We start from the raw sequence: 16,885 nt of genomic DNA on the forward strand, positions 1-16,885 counted from the left end.
GGAGGCGGGGGCGCGGCGCGCACCGTCCCGACCGCGCCTGTTCCGGTCAGCCGGAGCAGGCGCCGCGCTGGGCCTCCTGCCACTCGCAGACGGGGCACAGCGTGATCCCGCGGTACGACTCCGGGTACTCGGTCGGCTTCCGGCACTGCACGCACTCGGCGAACGGCGGTCCGCCCGCCGCGTCGGCCGGGGCCGTGCCGGGTGCCGTCTCCGCGTCAGCTCCGGTGCCGCAGTAGTCGCTCATGCCTCCAGCGTAGAACGGTCCCGGCGGGAACCGGTCCGCCGGTGCGGGCGGGAGCGCGCCGGGCGTCGCGAAACGGGCGCGACCTCGCGGACAGGCGACAGGCCCTAGGAGTGGTGCGCCCGCGTCGTCGCGCCGATCAGTTCCGACACCCTGACGAACCTGAACCCCTTCTTCCGCAGCTTCGGCACGATCGTCCGGACCGCCCGCTCGGTCGTCGGGGCGGCGCTGCGGGTGCAGTGCATGACGACGACGGAACCGGGCCGCACCCCGTCGAGCACCTGCCGGGCCACCGCGTCGGCGTCCGTCGCGAACGCGTCCCCGCTCACGACGTCCCACTGCACGGCGGTGACACCGGCCCCGCTCAGGGCGCGCAGGGCCCGCCGGTCGTAGCACCCGCCGGGGAACCGGAAGTACGGCTTCGGGTCCGGCACCCCGGCCCGGCGGAACGCGGCGAAGGCGCGCTCCACGTCCGACCGCATCCGGTCCTCCGGCACCCTCGGCAGGCCGTAGCAGTCGCCGGTGAAGGCGTGGTGGCTGTACGAGTGGTTGGCGATCTCGAAGAGCGGGTCCCGCCCGATGGCCCGGGCCTCGCGCGGGTACTCGTCGGCCCACCGTCCCGTCATGAACACCGTGGACGGCACCTTCAGCTCCCGCAGCGCGGTGATCAGCCCGGGGTTGTCGAAGCGCTCACCGGAGGCGGCGCGCGCCCCCTGGTCCGCGGTCATGTCGGCGTCGAAGGTGAGGGCGACGGTCCGGTCCCGGGTGCGGGGGCCGTTCTCGAAGACGGGCGTGAGTCCGGCGGGTCCCGGGGCGAGGGTCGGGGGGAGCGCGGGGACCGGCGCGGACGGGCGGACGGACCGTGCGGGCGGCTCGGCGGTCCGCGGGCCCCCGGCCGCACCGCAGGCGGCCAGGGCGGCGCCCAGCGCGCAGACGGCGGCGATGCGTCGTACAGGAATGATCACCGGACGACAATAACTACGTAAATGTGACTATTCGTCCGCCACGGGGACGTGCCGTGCGGACCGGGCGGGGAAGTCACCCGCCCGGCTGCCGTCCGGCACCGCCGTCAGGCGCCCGGGGTCTGGCCCAGGAGCCGCTCGCGGCACTCCGCCACGTCGAAGTCGGCCTTCGGGTACCGCGGGTCCAGAGCCTCCAGGTGTTCGAGAAGGAGCTTGCTCACCGCCCAGTTGCGGTACCACTTGCGGTCGGCGGGGATCACGTACCAGGGGACGGACGAGCAGCGTTCGAGGGCCGTCTCGTACGCCTCCTGGTACGCGGGCCACAGGCCGCGCTCGTCGATGTCGGCGGGGCTGAACTTCCAGTGCTTGTCCGGGTTGTCGAGACGGGCCAGCAGACGCCGGCGCTGCTGCTCGTACGAGATGTGCAGGAAGCACTTGACGACCGTCACGCCGTCGTCCGCGAGGGACTTCTCGAAGTCGTCGATCTGGCCGTAACGGCTCTCGATCGTGGTCCGCGGGGCCAGCTCGCGGACGCGTCCGATCAGGACGTCCTCGTAGTGCGAGCGGTCGAAGATGCCGATCTCGCCGGGCTGCGGGAGCGCCTTCCTGATCCGCCAGAGGAAGGAGTGCTTGCGCTCCTGCGGAGTCGGCGCCTTGAACGCCCGGATGCGGCAGCCGGAGGGGTTGAACAGCCCGATGACGTGCTTGACCGTGCCTCCCTTGCCGCTGGTGTCCATGCCCTGGAGCACCAGCAGGACCCGGCGCCGGTCACCCGCCGTCGCCGAGGCGTACAGGCGTTCCTGGAGGTCGGCGAGCCGCTCTCCCATCCGGGCGGTGGCCTCCAGGCCCGCGGCCTTGTCCGCGGGGCCGCCGGCGCCGCCCTTCGTGTCGTACGAGGAGAGGTCGACCCGGGCCCCGGCGGGGACGCGCAGCAGCTCGCGCAGCGGCGCCGGCGCCTCGGCCGCGTCCCCCTTCTTCCCGCCCGTGCGGCCCTTCCCGGACTCCGTCTTCTCGCCGGACCCCTTCTTCTTCCCGGACCCCTTCTTCTTCCCGGCGTCCGTCCCGGCCCCGGTCCTGGTCTTCGCCACCACGCACCCCTTCACCGCTGTGTCCCTCGATCTTCCGCCGGGGCGCGGGTGCCCGCTACTCGCGGTTCGACTCGGCGGACCCCCGGGGCGCCGCGGCATTTCCGGGCGACCGCACGGCGGAGCCCCGGGACAAGCGCCCGGGGCTCCGCGGGAACGGCCGGCGGTCAGCGGCCCGAAGGCACGCCGGCGCCCGCCGGGGTCAGCGGCGCCACGGTCCGGTCACCGCGAACGTCGTGCCCGGGGTGTAGCAGTTGACGTACATCGTCCGGCCGTCCGGCGAGAACGTGACGCCCGCGAACTCGCCCCACTCCGGGGCCTCGGGCGTGCCGATGTTCTGGGCGCCGCGGGCCATCGCGTAGACCTCGCCGCGCCGGGTCACGCCGAAGACGTGCTGCGCGCCGTTGCCGTCCTCGCAGACCATGAGGCCGCCGCTGGGGGCGAGGCAGATGTTGTCGGGGGACTCGCCCGGGAGCTGGACGTCGGTGTCCGGGCCGAAGACGATCACGAGGGTGAGACGGCGTGACGACGGGTCGTAGCGCCAGATCTGCCCGTAGTGGTCCGCGGCCGAGCCCTCGGCGCTGTGGGCGAAGGAGGAGACGAAGTACACGGACTTCCCGCCCCAGTAGCAGCCCTCCAGCTTCTGGGCGTGCGTGATGCCCTTGGGGCCGAAGTCCTGGAGCCGGACGGGTGTTCCGGTGGCCAGCGGGTCCGGCACGTCCACCCACTCGACGCCGTCGAAGGAGGCGCCCGTCTCCTGGATGGCGGACAGGTCGGGTACGCCCGGCACGCGCATCGCCTGGAGTCTGCCGCCGGCGCGCAGCGAACCCCGGCCGCCCTCGGGCTTGTTGGGCAGGAAACGGTAGAAGAGGCCGAAGGGCTTGAGGAACGCGTCCTCGGTCTCGTAGACGATGCCCCGCCGGGGGTCGACGGCGATCGCCTCGTGCTGGAAGCGGCCCATCGCGGTGAGCGGCACGGCTCCGGTCCGGCGCGGGTCCACCGGGTCGACCTCGAAGATGAAGCCGTGGTCCTTGGTGTAGCCGTTGGTGCCGGCCTTGTCCTCGGTCTCCTCGCAGGTGAGCCAGGTGCCCCAAGGGGTCGGCCCGCCCGCGCAGTTGACGGCGGTACCGGCGATGGCGACGCGCTCCGAGAGGACCTCGCCGTGCCGGTCGACCGTCAGCGCCGTGCACCCGCCCTTGCCCGCCGGGTCGTACGTGAGGCCCTCGATGGCGGGGACGGGGATCTTCGCGGTGACGCGGTTCTCGTGGTTGCGGACGAGGTGGACCCGGCCGTGGCGGCCGGGGAACGCCGACATGCCGTCGTGGTTGCTGGGCACCGGGCCCTCACCGGAGCGCAGCGGGTCGCCCTCGCGGGACAGCACCCGGTAGCGGAAACCTTCCGGCAGATCGAGCAGTCCGTCGGGGTCGGGGACCAGGGGGCCGTAGCCGTGGTGGCCGAGATCCTGCGCGGCGGCGGTGCCCGCGAAGAGCTCGGAGAGGTTTCCTGCGAAGGCGATCGAGGCGCCCAACGCGCCGGTACGGGCGAGGACCTGACGTCGTGTCGCTGATCGGGCGGTCTCGGACATGGGGCAACCCTCCTGCTGGCGGACAGGACTGTGACCCCGCTGTGGTATCACGCACTCCGGGCTACCGGAACCACGCGCGTAGCACGTGTCACTCGTCGGTCACCGGCGGCCTCGTGGGCGGCGAGGGCTGCGCGGCGGTGTCCTGCGGTGCCGGGTTCTGGTTCTGGGCGCGTTCGAGGAAGCGCAGTAGTTCCACCGGGAAGGGCAGGACGAGGGTGGAGTTCTTCTCGGCGGCGACGGCCACCACGGTCTGGAGCAGGCGCAGTTGGAGGGCGGCGGGCTGCTCGGACATGACTCCGGCGGCCTCGGCGAGTTTCTTGCTGGCCTGGAGTTCGGCGTCGGCGTTGATGATCCGGGCGCGGCGCTCGCGGTCGGCCTCGGCCTGGCGGGCCATGGAGCGTTTCATGGTCTCGGGCAGGGAGACGTCCTTGATCTCGACCCGGTCGATCTGCACGCCCCAGCCGATGGACGGGCTGTCGATCATCAACTCCAGGCCCTGGTTGAGCTTTTCGCGGTTGGACAGCAGGTCGTCCAGGTCGCTCTTGCCGATGATGGAGCGCAGGGACGTCTGGGCCATCTGGGAGACCGCGAAGCGGTAGTCCTCGACCTGGACGACCGCGTCGGCGGCGTCCACGACCTTGAAGTAGATGACGGCGTCCACCCGGACCGTGACGTTGTCCCGGGTGATGCCGTCCTGCGCGGGCACCGGCATCGTCACGATCTGCATGTTGACCTTGCGCAGCCGGTCGATCACCGGGATCACCGCGGTGAAGCCGGGTCCGCGCACGCCGCCGGTGAGGCGGCCCAGCCGGAAGACGACCCCGCGCTCGTACTGCTTGACGACCCGTGCCGCCGCCGAGAGGTACACGAGCGCGGCGCAGCCGGCCGCCACCCCGGCGACGAGAAGTTCCTCTAGCACGACGACCCCCTTGACGCCGCCCGATATGCCTGGAAAGTCCACTGTACGCCGCTGGGTCGGCGGCACCGGAGGCAGGCACGGCAAGGCCGGGTCCGCCGCGAGGGCGGACCCGGCCGGGGCGGGGCGTGGGGGCGCCGGTCAGGGCACCGGGGTGACCTTCACGGGCTCGGTGCCGGTCGTGCTGTGCCGGGACGCCCAGTTCTCCAGCGCGACCCGGCAGGCGTGGTCGAGATGGTGCAGCCCGGACAGGTTCACCTCGACCGGACGGTCCTGGGGCAGCGCCTCCAGGCTGTCGAGCATCTTCGGCAGCCGCAGGAAGGTCGCGTTGCCCGAGAGGTGGGCCTGGACGGGCCCCGCGCCCTTGTCTATGACCTCCAGGCGCACGTGCGAGGCCTCCCAGGCGGTCTTGACGACGGCCAGCGCCAGGCCGATCAGGACGCCCTCGAACATGCTGACGGCGACGATGGACACGGCGGTGACGACGAGGATCAGCGCCTCGCCGCGGTGCTCCCGCCACAGCTCGGCGATCGCGCGCAGCGGGATGAGGTTCCATCCCGCGTACACCAGGATGCCGGCGAGGGCGGGCAGCGGGATGATCCCCAGCGCGGCGGGCAGCAGCGCGGCGAACAGCAGCAGCCAGACGCCGTGCAGCACCCGGGACGCCTTGGTCCGCGCCCCCGCCTGCACGTTCGCCGCGCTGCGGACGATCACCGCGGTCATCGGCAGCGCGCCGAGCAGCCCGCACAGCGTGTTGCCCGCGCCCTGCGCCACCAGTTCCCTGTCGTACTGGGTCCGCGGCCCGTCGTGCATCCGGTCCACGGCCGCCGCGCTGAACAGGCTCTCCGCCGAGGCGATCAGCACGAAGGCGAGGACCGTGCCGAGCATGGCCACGCTCGCCAGCTCGCCGTAGGCCTCCAGGGGCGGCGGCTGGAGCGAGCCCAGCAGCCCCCGCACCTCGACCGTCGCGACCGGCAGGGAGAACACCAGCGCGGCCACGGTCGCCAGCACGACGGCGCCGAGCGGCCCGGGCACCGCCCGTATCCGCCTCGGCAGCCGCTTCCACAGCACGAGGACGGCGACGGTGCCCGCGCCGAGGGCGAGCGACGCCAGCGCCTCGGGGTTCCCGGCGGCACCGACGAGCGCCTCCGGCAGACCGGTGATCTTGTCCAGTCCCGAGGCGGGCGCGGTCAGTCCCGCCGCCGAGTACAGCTGGCCCGCGATCAGCACGAGACCGATGCCGGCGAGCATGCCCTCGACGACGGCCACCGAGATGGCCCGGAAGTAGCGGCCCAGCCGCAGGACGCCCATGAGGAGTTGCAGCAGCCCCGTGGCCAGCACGATCACGCCGAGGGCCGGCAGCCCGAACTCCCGCACGGCCTCGAAGACCAGCACCGTCAGCCCGGCCGCGGGACCCGACACCTGGAGGCTGCTGCCGCGCATCATGCCCGTGACGACACCGCCCACGATGCCGGTGACCAGGCCCAGTTCGGCCGGCACCCCCGAGGCGACGGCGACGCCCACGCACAGCGGGAGGGCGACGAGGAAGACGACGACCGAGGCGGCGACGTCCTGCCGAAGGTGAGGGAACCGCGCCGGACGCGACCGCGCCGGCTGCGTCGCGGCGCTCACAGCGCCTCGAAGGTGTCGGTGTCCGGGCGGTGTTCCCGTACGACGCCGGTGTGCACCTCGTAGAACCAGGCGTGCAGGCGCAGCCGTCCGTCCGCCAGCCTGTCGGCCACGCACGGGTAGGAGCGCAGGCGCAGCAACTGGGTCAGGACGTGGTTCTGCACCGCCTCGGCCACGGCGGGGTCCTCGGCCGCGCCCCGGGGGCGCTCGCTCGCGTGCGCCAGCCAGTCGCGCACGGCGGGCACGGCGGTCAGGTCGTCGCCGCGCACCAGCGCGCCGACGGCGCCGCAGTGCGAGTGGCCGCAGACGACCACGTCGGTGACGCCGAGCACGTTCACGGCGTACTCGATGGTGGCGGCCTCGCCGGTGGGGCGGGCGGAGGTGTACGGGGGGACGATGTTGCCCGCGGTGCGCAGCTCGAAGAGCTCGCCCGGACGGGCACCGGTGATCAGTGCCGGGACGACCCGGGAGTCCGAACAGGTGATGAACAGGGCCTGCGGGGACTGGCCCGCGGCCAGGCGGGCGAAGTCCTCCGGGCGCCGGCCGTGGGCACGGGCGTGATCGATGAGGGGCTGCATGTCGGTTCCTCCTGGCGCGCCAGGACGGCGCGTCGGCTGACAGAACGTGGTGTGGGGGGTCACGGCCCCTGTCAGCAGCGGAAGACCTGGAGTGTCGCGGGTGAGTGCGCGGCCGGGGATCTGGACGCGTGCGCGTACGGGCCGGCGGGTACGGGCGGCGGGCACGGGAACGTGCGGCCGCGGTCCGGCGCGGTGCGTGGGGGCACCCCCGGCGTCCGGTCCCCGCCGCGACTCCGGTCGCGCGCGGCGGCCGGCGGCGCCTGCTGCGGCTCCTCGGTCTCCCCGCACGAGACGATCTCGCTCGTGTGTACGGAAGCGAACGCCTCGGCGGACGCGAAGAGCTGTAAGACCAGCAGAACGGCGGCGAGGGCGGACAGCAGCGCCCGGACCGTCGTACCTCGTGTCATGCGCCCCCCTCCCGCCTCGCCTCCCGCGCGTCAACCGGCACGCTAGCGCGGCGAGTTGTTTGCAGGGTTAACTTAACGTTTCACCCTGAAGAGGGCCTGAAACGGGCGGTGGGCGCAGGTGGCGGGATACTGCCTACAGAAGACGTTTTACGTTCGGTCGGCGTCCGAATTACCGTCCCGCACCAGGGGTCCGGCGTCCCGGGCGAGCGCGGTGAGCCGGGAGATCGCGCGGAAGTACTTCTTGCGGTAGCCGCCGTTCAGCATCTCCTCGCTGAACAGCCGGTCGAAGGGCATCCCGGACGCGAGCACCGGCACCTCGCGGTCGTAGAGCCGGTCGGCGAGCACGACGAGCCGCAGCGCCGTCGACTGGTCCGGCACCGGCCGCACATCGGTGAGGCAGACGGCCGCCAGGCCGTCGGTCAGGGCGCCGTACCGGCTCGGGTGGACGCGCGCCAGGTGCTCCAGCAGGTGCGGGAAGTCGTCGAGGGACGCCCCCTCGGTGGCGTACGCGGCCTTCGTGACCTGCGCGTCGGAGAACGGCGCGGGCGCCTCGGGCAGACCCCGGTGGCGGTAGTCCTCGCCGTCGATGCGCAGCGGACGGAAGTGCGCGGACAGCCCCTGGATCTCCCGCAGGAAGTCGGCGGCGGCGAACCGGCCCTCACCGAGCTTGCCCGGCAGGGTGTTCGAGGTGGCGGCCAGCGCCACTCCCGCGTCGACCAGCTTGCCCAGCAGCGTGGAGACCAGCACGGTGTCGCCGGGGTCGTCCAGCTCGAACTCGTCGATGCACAGCAGCCGGTGGCCGGAGAGCGTCTGCACGGTCTTCTGGAAACCGAGCGCGCCGACCAGGTTCGTCAGCTCGACGAAGGTGCCGAACGCCTTGAGGGCGGGCTCGGCCGGCGTCGCGTGCCACAGGGAGGCCAGCAGGTGGGTCTTGCCGACGCCGTACCCGCCGTCCAGGTAGACACCGCGCGGCCCGGTGGGGGCCTTCGGCGCCCTGCCGAGGCCGAACAGCCTGCGCCGGCCCGTGGCGGCGGTGTGCGCCGCGCCGAGACCGGCCGCGAAGTCGCCGAGGACGCGCACGGCCTCGGTCTGGCTCGGCTGGTTCGGGTCCGGGATGTACGTATCGAAGCGGACCGAGTCGAAGCGGGGCGGCGGCACCATCTCGGCCACGAGCCGGTCCGCGGGGACGTGCGGTTCGCGGGCGCACAGCGACTGGGGGGCCGCTTCGGCTATCGGGCTGAGGCCATGGGCGGCTGGGGAGGACGACACGGTTCCCCACTCTAAGGGCCGTGCCACACTGCACGGCATGCGACGCCTGTTCCCTGTGACCGAAGAAACAGCAGCCCAGGCCTCGGGCGGGACCCCCGGTACGGAGGTGACGGACCGCGACTGGAGTCTCGCGGAGCTGGCGCGGGCGTACGCCTACCCCGACGTCCGCGGGCCGTGGCTGCGCGCCAACATGGTGTCCACGCTCGACGGCGCGGCCCAGCACGACGGACGCTCGCAGCCCATCTCCTGCGCCACCGACATGCGGATCTTCGGCACGCTGCGCGCCCTCGCGGACGTCATCGTGGTGGGGGCCGAGACGGTCCGCCAGGAGGGGTACCGCCCGGCACGCGCGCGGGAGGACTTCGCCGCGCTGCGGGAGGCCGCCGGCCAGGGTCCCGCACCCGCCGTCGCCGTGGTGAGCGCCCGTCTCGACCTCGACTTCTCGCTGCCGCTCTTCACCTCGCCGCTGGTGCCCACGCTCGTGCTGACGGGGGCCGCGGCGCCGGCCGGCCGGATCGCCGCCGCCAAGAAGGCCGGCGCGGAGGTGGTGATCGCCGGGGACGGCGCGGGCGTCGATCCGGCGCGCGCCGTGGCCGCCCTGGCCGAGCGCGGCATGCGCCGCCTGCTGACCGAGGGCGGGCCCCGTCTGCTGGGGCAGCTGATCGCCGCCGGCGTCCTGGACGAGCTGTGCCTCACCCTCTCCCCGATGCTGACGGCGGGCGGCGCGCAGCGGATCGCCTCGGGCCCCGCGGTGGAGGTCCCCCGGCTCTTCGAACTCGCGTCTTTGCTGGAGGAGGCCGGGTTCCTGTTCAGCCGATACCGTCGGCAGCGGACCGAGTGACGGAATGTGCCGTTCCGGTTGGCTTCCGCCGGGCACACCGGATCTCCGCGGTACCCGTGCGGTTACGGGGCAGGATGGTTTCCGCAGGGTCGTGGGACGGCCCGTGCGCGAGACGCAGGAGAAGGGGCCGTGCGGCCCCGCAGGAGACAGGGCCCGAGACGGCCCTCGGAGGAGAAGGGCGCCTGTCGTGTTCACAAGCGTATTGATGATCGAGAAGGCCCTGACGTCCGCCGACGTGGAGTTCGTCACCACCCTGCACGGCGACGAGGCGGTGTCCTTCCACGTCCTGCTCCAGCCCCGCGGCGACCAGGCCGACCGGCTGCTGCGGGCCATCGACGACGTCGCCCTGGGCGAACTGGACGAAGCGGTCCGCGAGGACGAGACGCCCGAGGGCAAGGACGCGGCCGGAGAGGGACAGCAGGCGCTCGACATCTCCCTGATCGCCCTGCGGGCCGCGGGCAGCGAGGCGGAGGGCCGTCTCATCGAGGACCATCCCCTGGACGCGCTCAAGGGACTGGTCGACGAGACCGAGGCCGACGAGGTCATCGTGCTCACCGACCCGCACTACGTGGAGGAGTTCTTCCACCGCGACTGGGCCTCCCGCGCCCGGCACAAGGTGGGCGTCCCGGTCCTGAAACTGTTCTCCCACAGCAAGGCATAGGCTGGGCCCGCGCAGCCGCCGGGCTCCCGCCCCCGCTGCCGGCCCACCGCTCGTCGTCACACCGCACCGCTTGGGGAGAACACGCATGGCACCCGGCCTTCCTACCGCCATGGACCGACCGCACTTCATCGGAATCGGCGGAGCCGGGATGTCGGGCATCGCGAAGATCCTCGCCCAGCGCGGTGCCCGGGTGGCCGGCAGCGACGCCAAGGACTCCGCGACCGCCGAGGCCCTGCGCGCCCTGGGCGCCACGGTGCACATCGGGCACGCGGCCGGCCATCTGGCCCCCGACGCCACCTGCGTCGTCGTCTCCTCGGCGATCCGCGCGGACAACCCGGAGCTGGCCCGCGCGGCGGAGCTGGGCATCCCGGTGGTCCACCGCTCGGACGCCCTGGCCCGGCTGATGGACGGCCTGCGCCCGATCGCGGTGGCGGGCACCCACGGCAAGACGACGACGACCTCCATGCTGGCGGTGTCGCTGTCCTCGCTCGGGCTGGCCCCCTCCTACGCCATCGGCGGCGACCTGGACGCCCCCGGCTCGAACGCCCTGCACGGCGAGGGCGACATCTTCGTCGCCGAGGCCGACGAATCCGACCGCAGCTTCCACAAGTACGCCCCCGAAGTCGCGATCGTCCTCAACGTGGAACTCGACCACCACGCCAACTACGCCTCCATGGACGAGATCTACGCGTCCTTCGAGACCTTCGTGGAGCGCGTCACGGAGGGCGGCACCCTGGTGATCTCCTCGGACCACGAGGGCGCCCGCGAGCTGACCCGCCGCGTCCGGACCCGTGACGTGCGCGTGGTCACCTACGGCGAGGCCCCCGACGCGGACGTGCGGGTCCTCTCCGTCGTCGCCCAGGGGCTGAAGAGCGAGGTCACCGTCGAGCTGGACGGCGCGACGCTGACCTTCGCCGTCTCCGTCCCCGGCCGCCACTACGCGCACAACGCGGTCGCGGCGCTCGCGGCGGGCGTGGCCCTCGGCATCCCGGCCGCGGAACTCGCCCCGGCCCTCGCCTCCTACACCGGCGTCAAGCGCCGCCTCCAGCTCAAGGGCGAGGAGGGCGGCGTCCAGGTCGTCGACTCCTACGCGCACCACCCCACCGAGATGACGGCGGACCTGGAGGCCATGCGCTCGGCGGCCGGCGACTCCCGCATCCTGGTCGTCTTCCAGCCGCACCTCTTCTCCCGCACCCAGGAACTCGGCAAGGAGATGGGCGACGCGCTGGCCCTGGCGGACGCCTCCGTGGTCCTCGACATCTACCCGGCCCGCGAGGACCCGATCCCGGGCGTCACCAGCACGCTGATCATCGAGGCGGCCCGCGCCGCCGGCGCCGACGTGACACCGGTCCACGACAAGGCGGAGGTGCCCTCCGTGGTCGCGGGAATGGCGAAGCCCGGTGATCTCGTTCTCACCATGGGCGCGGGGGACGTCACGGACCTCGGTCCCGAGATCCTGGCGCGCCTGTCCAGGTAGGCACAGCGTTTTCGAGGGGTTGAGCTTCATGTCCTACGACATCGAAAAGCCGGACGAGCAGTGGCGCGCGGAGCTGACTCCTGCCGAGTACACCGTCCTGCGCAAGGCGGGCACCGAGCCCGCCTTCACCGGGGAGTACACCGACACCAAGACCAAGGGCGTCTACTCCTGTCGCGCCTGCGGCGCCGAACTCTTCACCTCCGGTGAGAAGTTCGAGTCGCACTGCGGCTGGCCCAGCTTCTTCGACCCGAAGGACACCGACGCGGTCGAACTGATCGACGACCGCTCGCACGGCATGCTCCGCACGGAGGTCAGGTGCGCCCGGTGCGGATCACACCTCGGGCACGTCTTCGAGGGCGAGGGTTACCCCACGCCCACCGACCAGCGCTACTGCATCAACTCGATCTCGCTGCGGCTGACCCCCGGCGAGGCGTGACCGGGGCAGTGCCCACACGGCGTCACGGCCGGAAGAACACCAGGTCAGCGCCGTGACGCCGAGCACCGGGGACCCGCCTGGGTGACCTACGGTGCGTCCGGCGCCGCGCCGGGAGATGCTGGATCCCGACCAGCGCGGAGCACGAGCGGCAGAGGCCGTCCGGCCGCCGGGCGGGGACCGGGTCCGGAGCGGATCCGGGCCCGGCCCGCACATGGCGGACGGCGCGACCGGGACGGTACGGGGATGAACAGCGACAGAACTCTGCACGGCGAGGTGCTCTCCAGTCACTCGGTGTTCGGCGCGCCGTGCTGGGTCAGCCTGAGCGCACGTGACCTCCCGGCCGCCGAGGCCTTCTACAGCGCCGTGCTCGGCTGGGAGTGGAGCAGGGGCGGGCTCGGCGACCAGTTCCGGATCGCGCGGGCGGCCGGAGTACCGGTCGCCGGCGCCGCCGAGGTGGCCACCGCCTGGCAGATGGCGGTCTCCTGGACGCCCTACTTCGCGGTGACCGACGCGGACGCCGCCGTGTCCCGCAGCCAGGAACGCGGCGGGACGACCGCCGTGGGCCCCATCGCCTTCCCGCCCGGCCGGGCCGCCCTCCTCGCCGACCGAGACGGCGCCGTCTTCGGCGTCTGGGAGGGCGCGCTGGTCGCGGGCTGGGAGCGCTGGCGCCAGGCCGCCCCCGCCTTCGTACGGCTGCACACCCGCGACGCCTTCGACGCCGCGATGTTCTACGGCGAGGTCCTGCGGTGGGCGTCCGCCGGCCCCGGCGGCTGCGAGGTCCACTACGACGGGGACGAGGTCGTCCTGACCAGCGGGGAACTGGTCGTGGCCCGCATCTACTCCGGAGCGCTCGGCGCCGCCCCCGACCCCGCCCTCAGGCCCCACTGGCAGATCCACTTCGCCGTCACCGACGTCGATGCGTGTGCCGAGGCCGCCCTCGCCCACGGGGGCAGCGTCCTCACCCGCGGACAGGACGTCGACGAGGCCCTCCTCAGCGACCCCGACGGGGCGCGCTTCACGGTGACCTCGCGCACGGCCCGCTGACACCCGCCCCACCCCGCGGTGAGCAGCCCGTCGCTCCCTTACGTAGGTGAGGGTGCCGCACCGAACACGGTCACGGCACCTCGCGGCGGCGCGGAGGGGGACCCATGCCCGCTTGGACACCCGACGCGGCGTGCGGGCTCCTGGCCGCCGGGCTCCTCACCCTGACCGTCCTCCTCGTACGCCTGCGGCGGGCCGCCGCCCACCACCGCGACCGCGCCACCCGGCTCGCCCGCCGCCTGCGGGACTGGGAGGAGGAGGTACGGCACCTGGTCGCCGTGCGCCTGCCCGGCCCGGAAGCCCCGACGGCGGCCCGGGAACGCCCGGAGTCCGCCCCGGCCGCCGGGACCACCCCCTCCGTCCGGACCCCGCCGCCCGGCCCGCCCCGCCCCTTCGTGGACACCGGGCCCCTCGACGCGCGCCTCGCCGGCACCGGCCTCGCGGCCTGCCTCGACAGCGTGCTGGAACGCTTCACCGCCGCGCTCGGGCAGGCCGAGACCCGCGCCGACCGGGCCGCGCGTGCCGTCCTCGCGGAGGCGACGCGCGCGCTCCTCGACCTCGCCGACGAGCAACAGGCCGCCATCGCCGCGGCGCAGCACCGGCACGACGACCCGGACGTCCTCGGCGACCTCCTCGCCATCGACCACGCCAACGCCCGCATCGCCCGCCGCGCCGGTGCCCTGGCCGTCCTCGGCGGGGCCGCGCCCGAGCGGCCCCGGGACCGCGCCGTCCTCACCGACGTCGTACGCGGCGCGGCGTCCCGCATCCGCGACTACCGGCGGATCCGGGTCGGCGGGGACCCGGACGTGACCGTGACCGGACCGGCGGTGGACCCGCTGGTCCTCGCCGTCGCCGAACTGCTGGACAACGCCACGCTCCACTCGCCGCCCGGCACGACGGTCGACGTCGGCGTCCGGGCCGTCCCCGGCGGAGCCCGCGTGACCGTCGACGACGCGGGGGCCGGCCTGGACGCCGAGGCGGCCGGCCACGCCGCCGAACTGCTCGCAGGGTTCCAGCCGGCCGACCTCACCGGCCTCGGCGAGCCGCCCCGCTTCGGCTTCGCCGTCGTCGCCGCGCTCGCCGCCCGGCACGGCCTCGCCGTCACCGTGGACAACAACTCCCCTCACGGCGGCCTGCGCGCCGTCGTCCTCGTGCCGACGCCGCTCCTCGCGCCCCCGGCGACCGGTCGGGGCGACGCCGGTGCGGCGGGGACGGAGGAGGACGCGCCGGGGGGCCTGCCGAGACGACGGCGACGTACGCGGCGGGCGGAGCGGGACGAGACGAGCGGGAGGGCTGCGGGAGGCGAGGGGAGCGGACCGGGCGAGGCGGCCGCGGACACCGCGCCGGTGCGGGACTCCGGGGGCGACGCCGTGCCGGTGCCGGACCCCGGGGGCGCGGTGGGGGCCGGGGAGGAATCCGGGCGCGCGGTGAGGGTCGGGGACAGGGCGGGGGCCGAGAGAGAGGTGAGGGTCGGAGACGTGTCGGTTCACGGGAGCGCGGCGACGGTCGGGGCGCGGGGCGAGAGCGCCGGGGGTGACGGCGAGGCCGGCGGCGAGGCCGACGGCGACGTCGGCGCCGAGGTCGGGGCCGATGCCGACGCCGTCCGCGCCGCCGAGCGGAACGCCCGGCGGATGAACGCGCTCGCGGGCGGGCTCCGCCGAGGCCGGGCGGAGGCGGTCACCGGGCCAGGAGCCGCCCCACCGCCAGGGTCCGCCGCGCCCGCCGCCTCCGCGTCCCGGTCCTCCGCGCCCGGCACCTCCGCGCCCGGGTCCGCCGCATCCGGGCCCGCCACGCCCGGCACCTCTGGGCCCGGCACCTCTGCGGTCGGCACTGCCGCACCTGGGTCCGCCGCACCCGACGCCCCCGCGCCAGGGTCCGCCGCGCCCGGGTCCGCCGCACCCGACGCCCCCGCGCCCGGGTCCGCCGCGTCCGGGTCCGCCGCACCCGGCACCCCCGCACCCGACGCCGCCGCGTCCGGGGCCGCCGCACCCGGCACCCCCGTACCCGGCACCCCGCACCGGGCGACGGAGTCGGCGGCCGAGGGCGGGGGCGGGGGGACGGCCGGGGCTCCGCCCGGCTCGGTGCCGGGTTCCGGTGGTGCGGCGTGACGGGGCGGCGGCCTGCCGTGGACCCGCTGGTGCGGGTGTACGTCGTCACCGGGGGGCGGTCCCGTCCCACCCGCAACACCCTCGACCCGGACACGCTGCTGGTCGGCGTCGACGACGCCCCGGGGGTTCCGGCGGGCCCGGAGGAGCGCGCGCTCGCCGAGCTGCTCCGGGCGGGGCCGCTGTCGGTCGCGGAGGCGGCCGGGGAGCTGGAGCTGCCCGTCAGCGTCACCAAGGTGCTGGTCGCCGACCTCGTGGACAGCGGGCACCTCGTCACCCGGGCGCCCGTCCCCGCCGCCCGGCCGCCCGACCCCCAGGTGCTCCGGGAGGTGCTCGACGCGCTCCGTAGCCGACGGTGACTACGGGCGGACGCGGCATCCCCGCCTACCCCTGCCTGGGCCGCCCGGACAGTCGTACGGGAAGGGAGCGGTGGCCGTGGGAGATGAAGGAGTCCACCGGGAGCAACTCGTCCGAGGGGACGGCGAGTTCGAGGCCGGGGAAGCGCTCGAAGAGGGCCGGGAGCGCGATCCGGGCCTCCAGGCGCCCCAGCGGAGCACCCAGGCAGTGGTGCACGCCGTGCCCGAAGGCGAGGTGCTCCTTGTCGAGGCGGGTGACGTCGAAGCGGCCGGCGTCGGGACCGTACTGCTCGGGGTCGCGTCCGGCGGCGGCGTAGGCGGCGAGGATGGCCTCGCCCTTGGCGATCGACGTGCCCGGCGGGCCCCCGAGTTCACCTAGGTCGAGGTCCTCCACCGCGTACCGCAGGGGCAGGTTGGCGACCGGTGCCTCCACCCGCAGGGTCTCCTCGACGACGTCGTCCCAGGAGGCGCGGCCGGCGCGGACGTGCGCGAGCTGATCGGGATGCGTCAGCAGGGCGTGGACGGCGTTGTCGATGAGGTTGACCGTGGTCTCGTGCCCGGCGCTGATCATCAGCACCAGGGTGTCGAGCAGTTCCTGCTCGCTGAGCCTGCCGCCGTCCTCGTCGTCGCGCGCCGCGATGAGACCGGAGGTGAGGTCGTCACCCGGGAACTTCCGCTTGTCGGCGACGAGTTCGGCCATGACGGCGTACAGCCGGGCGTAGTTGCCGGTGACCTCCGCCGGTTCCGCCGAGGTGTGGAAGATGCTGTCGACCAGTTCCCGCAGATCCGCGCTCCGCTCCTCCGGGAGCCCGAACAGTTCGCTGATCACCTGGATGGGCAGCGGGTAGCAGAACTCCTCCCGCAGATCGACCGGTTCGCCCCCGCGCCCGGCCGCGTCGAGCCGGTCGAGGAGGCCGCCGGTGAGCTGCTCGATCCGTGGCCGCAGTGCCGCCGTACGACGGGCGGTGAACGCCTTGGACACGAGGAGCCGCAGCCGTCGGTGGTCGCTGCCGTACGCGGTGAACATGTTCCGCACCGCGACCCAGGTGAACAGCGGCCACTCCGGGGAGATCACGCCGTCGATCCACAGCGGCCAGTGCTGTCGCGGGTCCTTGGAGACCCGCGGGTCGGTCAGCAGCCGTCGCAGCAGCCGGGGGCTGCCGACGGCCCAGGCCGGCACGCCGCCGGGCAGCTCGACGCGGGCCGCCGCGCCTCTTGCCAGGATCCGTGCCGCCTCGCCGTGGATGTCACGGCCGGTCGCGTCGATCGGTAAGGGGAGCGGTTGTCCCATCGGGG

Annotated in this window: 17 protein-coding genes; 7 read left to right on the forward strand and 10 right to left on the reverse strand. The window is 74.1% G+C overall.

Annotated features, from left to right (window positions below; all coding sequences use genetic code 11):
* Positions 1-46 precede the first annotated feature (46 nt).
* The 9 genes from ACWGIS_RS10260 to zapE form a co-directional block, all read right to left on the reverse strand.
* Positions 47-244: a hypothetical protein gene (locus ACWGIS_RS10260; RefSeq protein ID WP_453361945.1), complete on the reverse strand. Its 198-nt coding sequence runs from the start codon at positions 242-244 to the stop codon at positions 47-49.
* Between the two features lie 104 nt (positions 245-348).
* Positions 349-1,206 carry a polysaccharide deacetylase family protein gene (locus ACWGIS_RS10265; RefSeq protein WP_453361946.1) on the reverse strand — a complete coding sequence of 286 codons (858 nt, stop codon included), beginning with the start codon at positions 1,204-1,206 and terminating at the stop codon, positions 349-351.
* Between the two features lie 104 nt (positions 1,207-1,310).
* On the reverse strand, positions 1,311-2,147 hold the full coding sequence (locus ACWGIS_RS10270; protein WP_453362063.1) for a PPK2 family polyphosphate kinase: 837 nt from the start codon (positions 2,145-2,147) through the stop codon (positions 1,311-1,313).
* Between the two features lie 343 nt (positions 2,148-2,490).
* Positions 2,491-3,873 carry a PhoX family protein gene (locus tag ACWGIS_RS10275; RefSeq protein ID WP_453361947.1) on the reverse strand — a complete coding sequence of 461 codons (1,383 nt, stop codon included), beginning with the start codon at positions 3,871-3,873 and terminating at the stop codon, positions 2,491-2,493.
* Positions 3,874-3,961: 88 nt separating this feature from the next.
* Positions 3,962-4,792, reverse strand: a complete 831-nt coding sequence (locus ACWGIS_RS10280; RefSeq protein WP_453361948.1) for a slipin family protein — start codon at positions 4,790-4,792, stop codon at positions 3,962-3,964.
* Between the two features lie 138 nt (positions 4,793-4,930).
* Positions 4,931-6,421, reverse strand: a complete 1,491-nt coding sequence (locus ACWGIS_RS10285; RefSeq protein WP_453361949.1) for a SulP family inorganic anion transporter — start codon at positions 6,419-6,421, stop codon at positions 4,931-4,933.
* Positions 6,418-6,996: a carbonic anhydrase gene (locus tag ACWGIS_RS10290; protein WP_453361950.1), complete on the reverse strand. Its 579-nt coding sequence runs from the start codon at positions 6,994-6,996 to the stop codon at positions 6,418-6,420. The genes ACWGIS_RS10285 and ACWGIS_RS10290 overlap by 4 nt, the downstream gene beginning before the upstream one ends.
* 71 nt (positions 6,997-7,067) lie before the next feature.
* On the reverse strand, positions 7,068-7,403 hold the full coding sequence (locus ACWGIS_RS10295) for a hypothetical protein (protein WP_453361951.1): 336 nt from the start codon (positions 7,401-7,403) through the stop codon (positions 7,068-7,070).
* A 147-nt stretch (positions 7,404-7,550) separates the two neighbouring features.
* Positions 7,551-8,672 carry a cell division protein ZapE gene (zapE, locus tag ACWGIS_RS10300; RefSeq protein ID WP_453361952.1) on the reverse strand — a complete coding sequence of 374 codons (1,122 nt, stop codon included), beginning with the start codon at positions 8,670-8,672 and terminating at the stop codon, positions 7,551-7,553.
* Positions 8,673-8,709: 37 nt separating this feature from the next.
* Here zapE and ACWGIS_RS10305 point away from each other — a divergent pair, with 37 nt between their 5' ends.
* The 7 genes from ACWGIS_RS10305 to ACWGIS_RS10335 all read left to right on the forward strand — a co-directional run bounded on the left by ACWGIS_RS10305 (position 8,710) and on the right by ACWGIS_RS10335 (position 15,592).
* Positions 8,710-9,513 (forward strand): pyrimidine reductase family protein, encoded by an 804-nt coding sequence (locus ACWGIS_RS10305; RefSeq protein ID WP_453361953.1) that lies wholly within the window; start codon positions 8,710-8,712, stop codon positions 9,511-9,513.
* Positions 9,514-9,700: 187 nt separating this feature from the next.
* On the forward strand, positions 9,701-10,174 hold the full coding sequence (locus tag ACWGIS_RS10310; RefSeq protein WP_453361954.1) for an indole-3-glycerol phosphate synthase: 474 nt from the start codon (positions 9,701-9,703) through the stop codon (positions 10,172-10,174).
* Between the two features lie 85 nt (positions 10,175-10,259).
* Positions 10,260-11,651 (forward strand): UDP-N-acetylmuramate--L-alanine ligase, encoded by a 1,392-nt coding sequence (murC, locus tag ACWGIS_RS10315; protein WP_453361955.1) that lies wholly within the window; start codon positions 10,260-10,262, stop codon positions 11,649-11,651.
* 28 nt (positions 11,652-11,679) lie between these two features.
* Entirely contained in the window at positions 11,680-12,087 is a 408-nt protein-coding gene (gene msrB, locus ACWGIS_RS10320; protein ID WP_453361956.1) for a peptide-methionine (R)-S-oxide reductase MsrB, read from the forward strand.
* Positions 12,088-12,330: 243 nt separating this feature from the next.
* A complete protein-coding gene (locus ACWGIS_RS10325; RefSeq protein WP_453361957.1) occupies positions 12,331-13,131 on the forward strand; it encodes a VOC family protein in 801 nt (266 codons plus the stop codon).
* A gap of 104 nt (positions 13,132-13,235) precedes the next feature.
* Complete coding sequence (locus tag ACWGIS_RS10330) at positions 13,236-15,236, forward strand: ATP-binding protein (protein ID WP_453361958.1); 2,001 nt, start codon at positions 13,236-13,238, stop codon at positions 15,234-15,236.
* On the forward strand, positions 15,233-15,592 hold the full coding sequence (locus tag ACWGIS_RS10335) for a DUF742 domain-containing protein (protein ID WP_453361959.1): 360 nt from the start codon (positions 15,233-15,235) through the stop codon (positions 15,590-15,592). Before ACWGIS_RS10330 ends, ACWGIS_RS10335 begins: the two co-directional genes overlap by 4 nt.
* A 25-nt stretch (positions 15,593-15,617) precedes the next feature.
* Here ACWGIS_RS10335 and ACWGIS_RS10340 read toward each other — a convergent pair whose 3' ends face one another.
* Positions 15,618-16,880: a cytochrome P450 family protein gene (locus ACWGIS_RS10340; protein ID WP_453361960.1), complete on the reverse strand. Its 1,263-nt coding sequence runs from the start codon at positions 16,878-16,880 to the stop codon at positions 15,618-15,620.
* Positions 16,881-16,885 lie beyond the last annotated feature (5 nt).

It is taken from the genome of Streptomyces sp. NPDC054842 (genome assembly GCF_053611025.1).

Bases quoted from the DNA above. Each gene is read 5' to 3' on its own strand.
- ACWGIS_RS10295 (WP_453361951.1), bottom strand. From the start codon at position 7,403: ATGACACGAGGTACGACGGTCCGGGCGCTGCTGTCCGCCCTCGCCGCC.
- murC (WP_453361955.1), top strand. From the start codon at position 10,260: ATGGCACCCGGCCTTCCTACCGCCATGGACCGACCGCACTTCATCGGA.
- ACWGIS_RS10260 (WP_453361945.1), bottom strand. From the start codon at position 244: ATGAGCGACTACTGCGGCACCGGAGCTGACGCGGAGACGGCACCCGGC.
- ACWGIS_RS10305 (WP_453361953.1), top strand. From the start codon at position 8,710: ATGCGACGCCTGTTCCCTGTGACCGAAGAAACAGCAGCCCAGGCCTCG.
- ACWGIS_RS10290 (WP_453361950.1), bottom strand. From the start codon at position 6,996: ATGCAGCCCCTCATCGATCACGCCCGTGCCCACGGCCGGCGCCCGGAG.
- ACWGIS_RS10340 (WP_453361960.1), bottom strand. From the start codon at position 16,880: ATGGGACAACCGCTCCCCTTACCGATCGACGCGACCGGCCGTGACATC.
- ACWGIS_RS10325 (WP_453361957.1), top strand. From the start codon at position 12,331: ATGAACAGCGACAGAACTCTGCACGGCGAGGTGCTCTCCAGTCACTCG.
- msrB (WP_453361956.1), top strand. From the start codon at position 11,680: ATGTCCTACGACATCGAAAAGCCGGACGAGCAGTGGCGCGCGGAGCTG.
- ACWGIS_RS10330 (WP_453361958.1), top strand. From the start codon at position 13,236: ATGCCCGCTTGGACACCCGACGCGGCGTGCGGGCTCCTGGCCGCCGGG.
- ACWGIS_RS10275 (WP_453361947.1), bottom strand. From the start codon at position 3,873: ATGTCCGAGACCGCCCGATCAGCGACACGACGTCAGGTCCTCGCCCGT.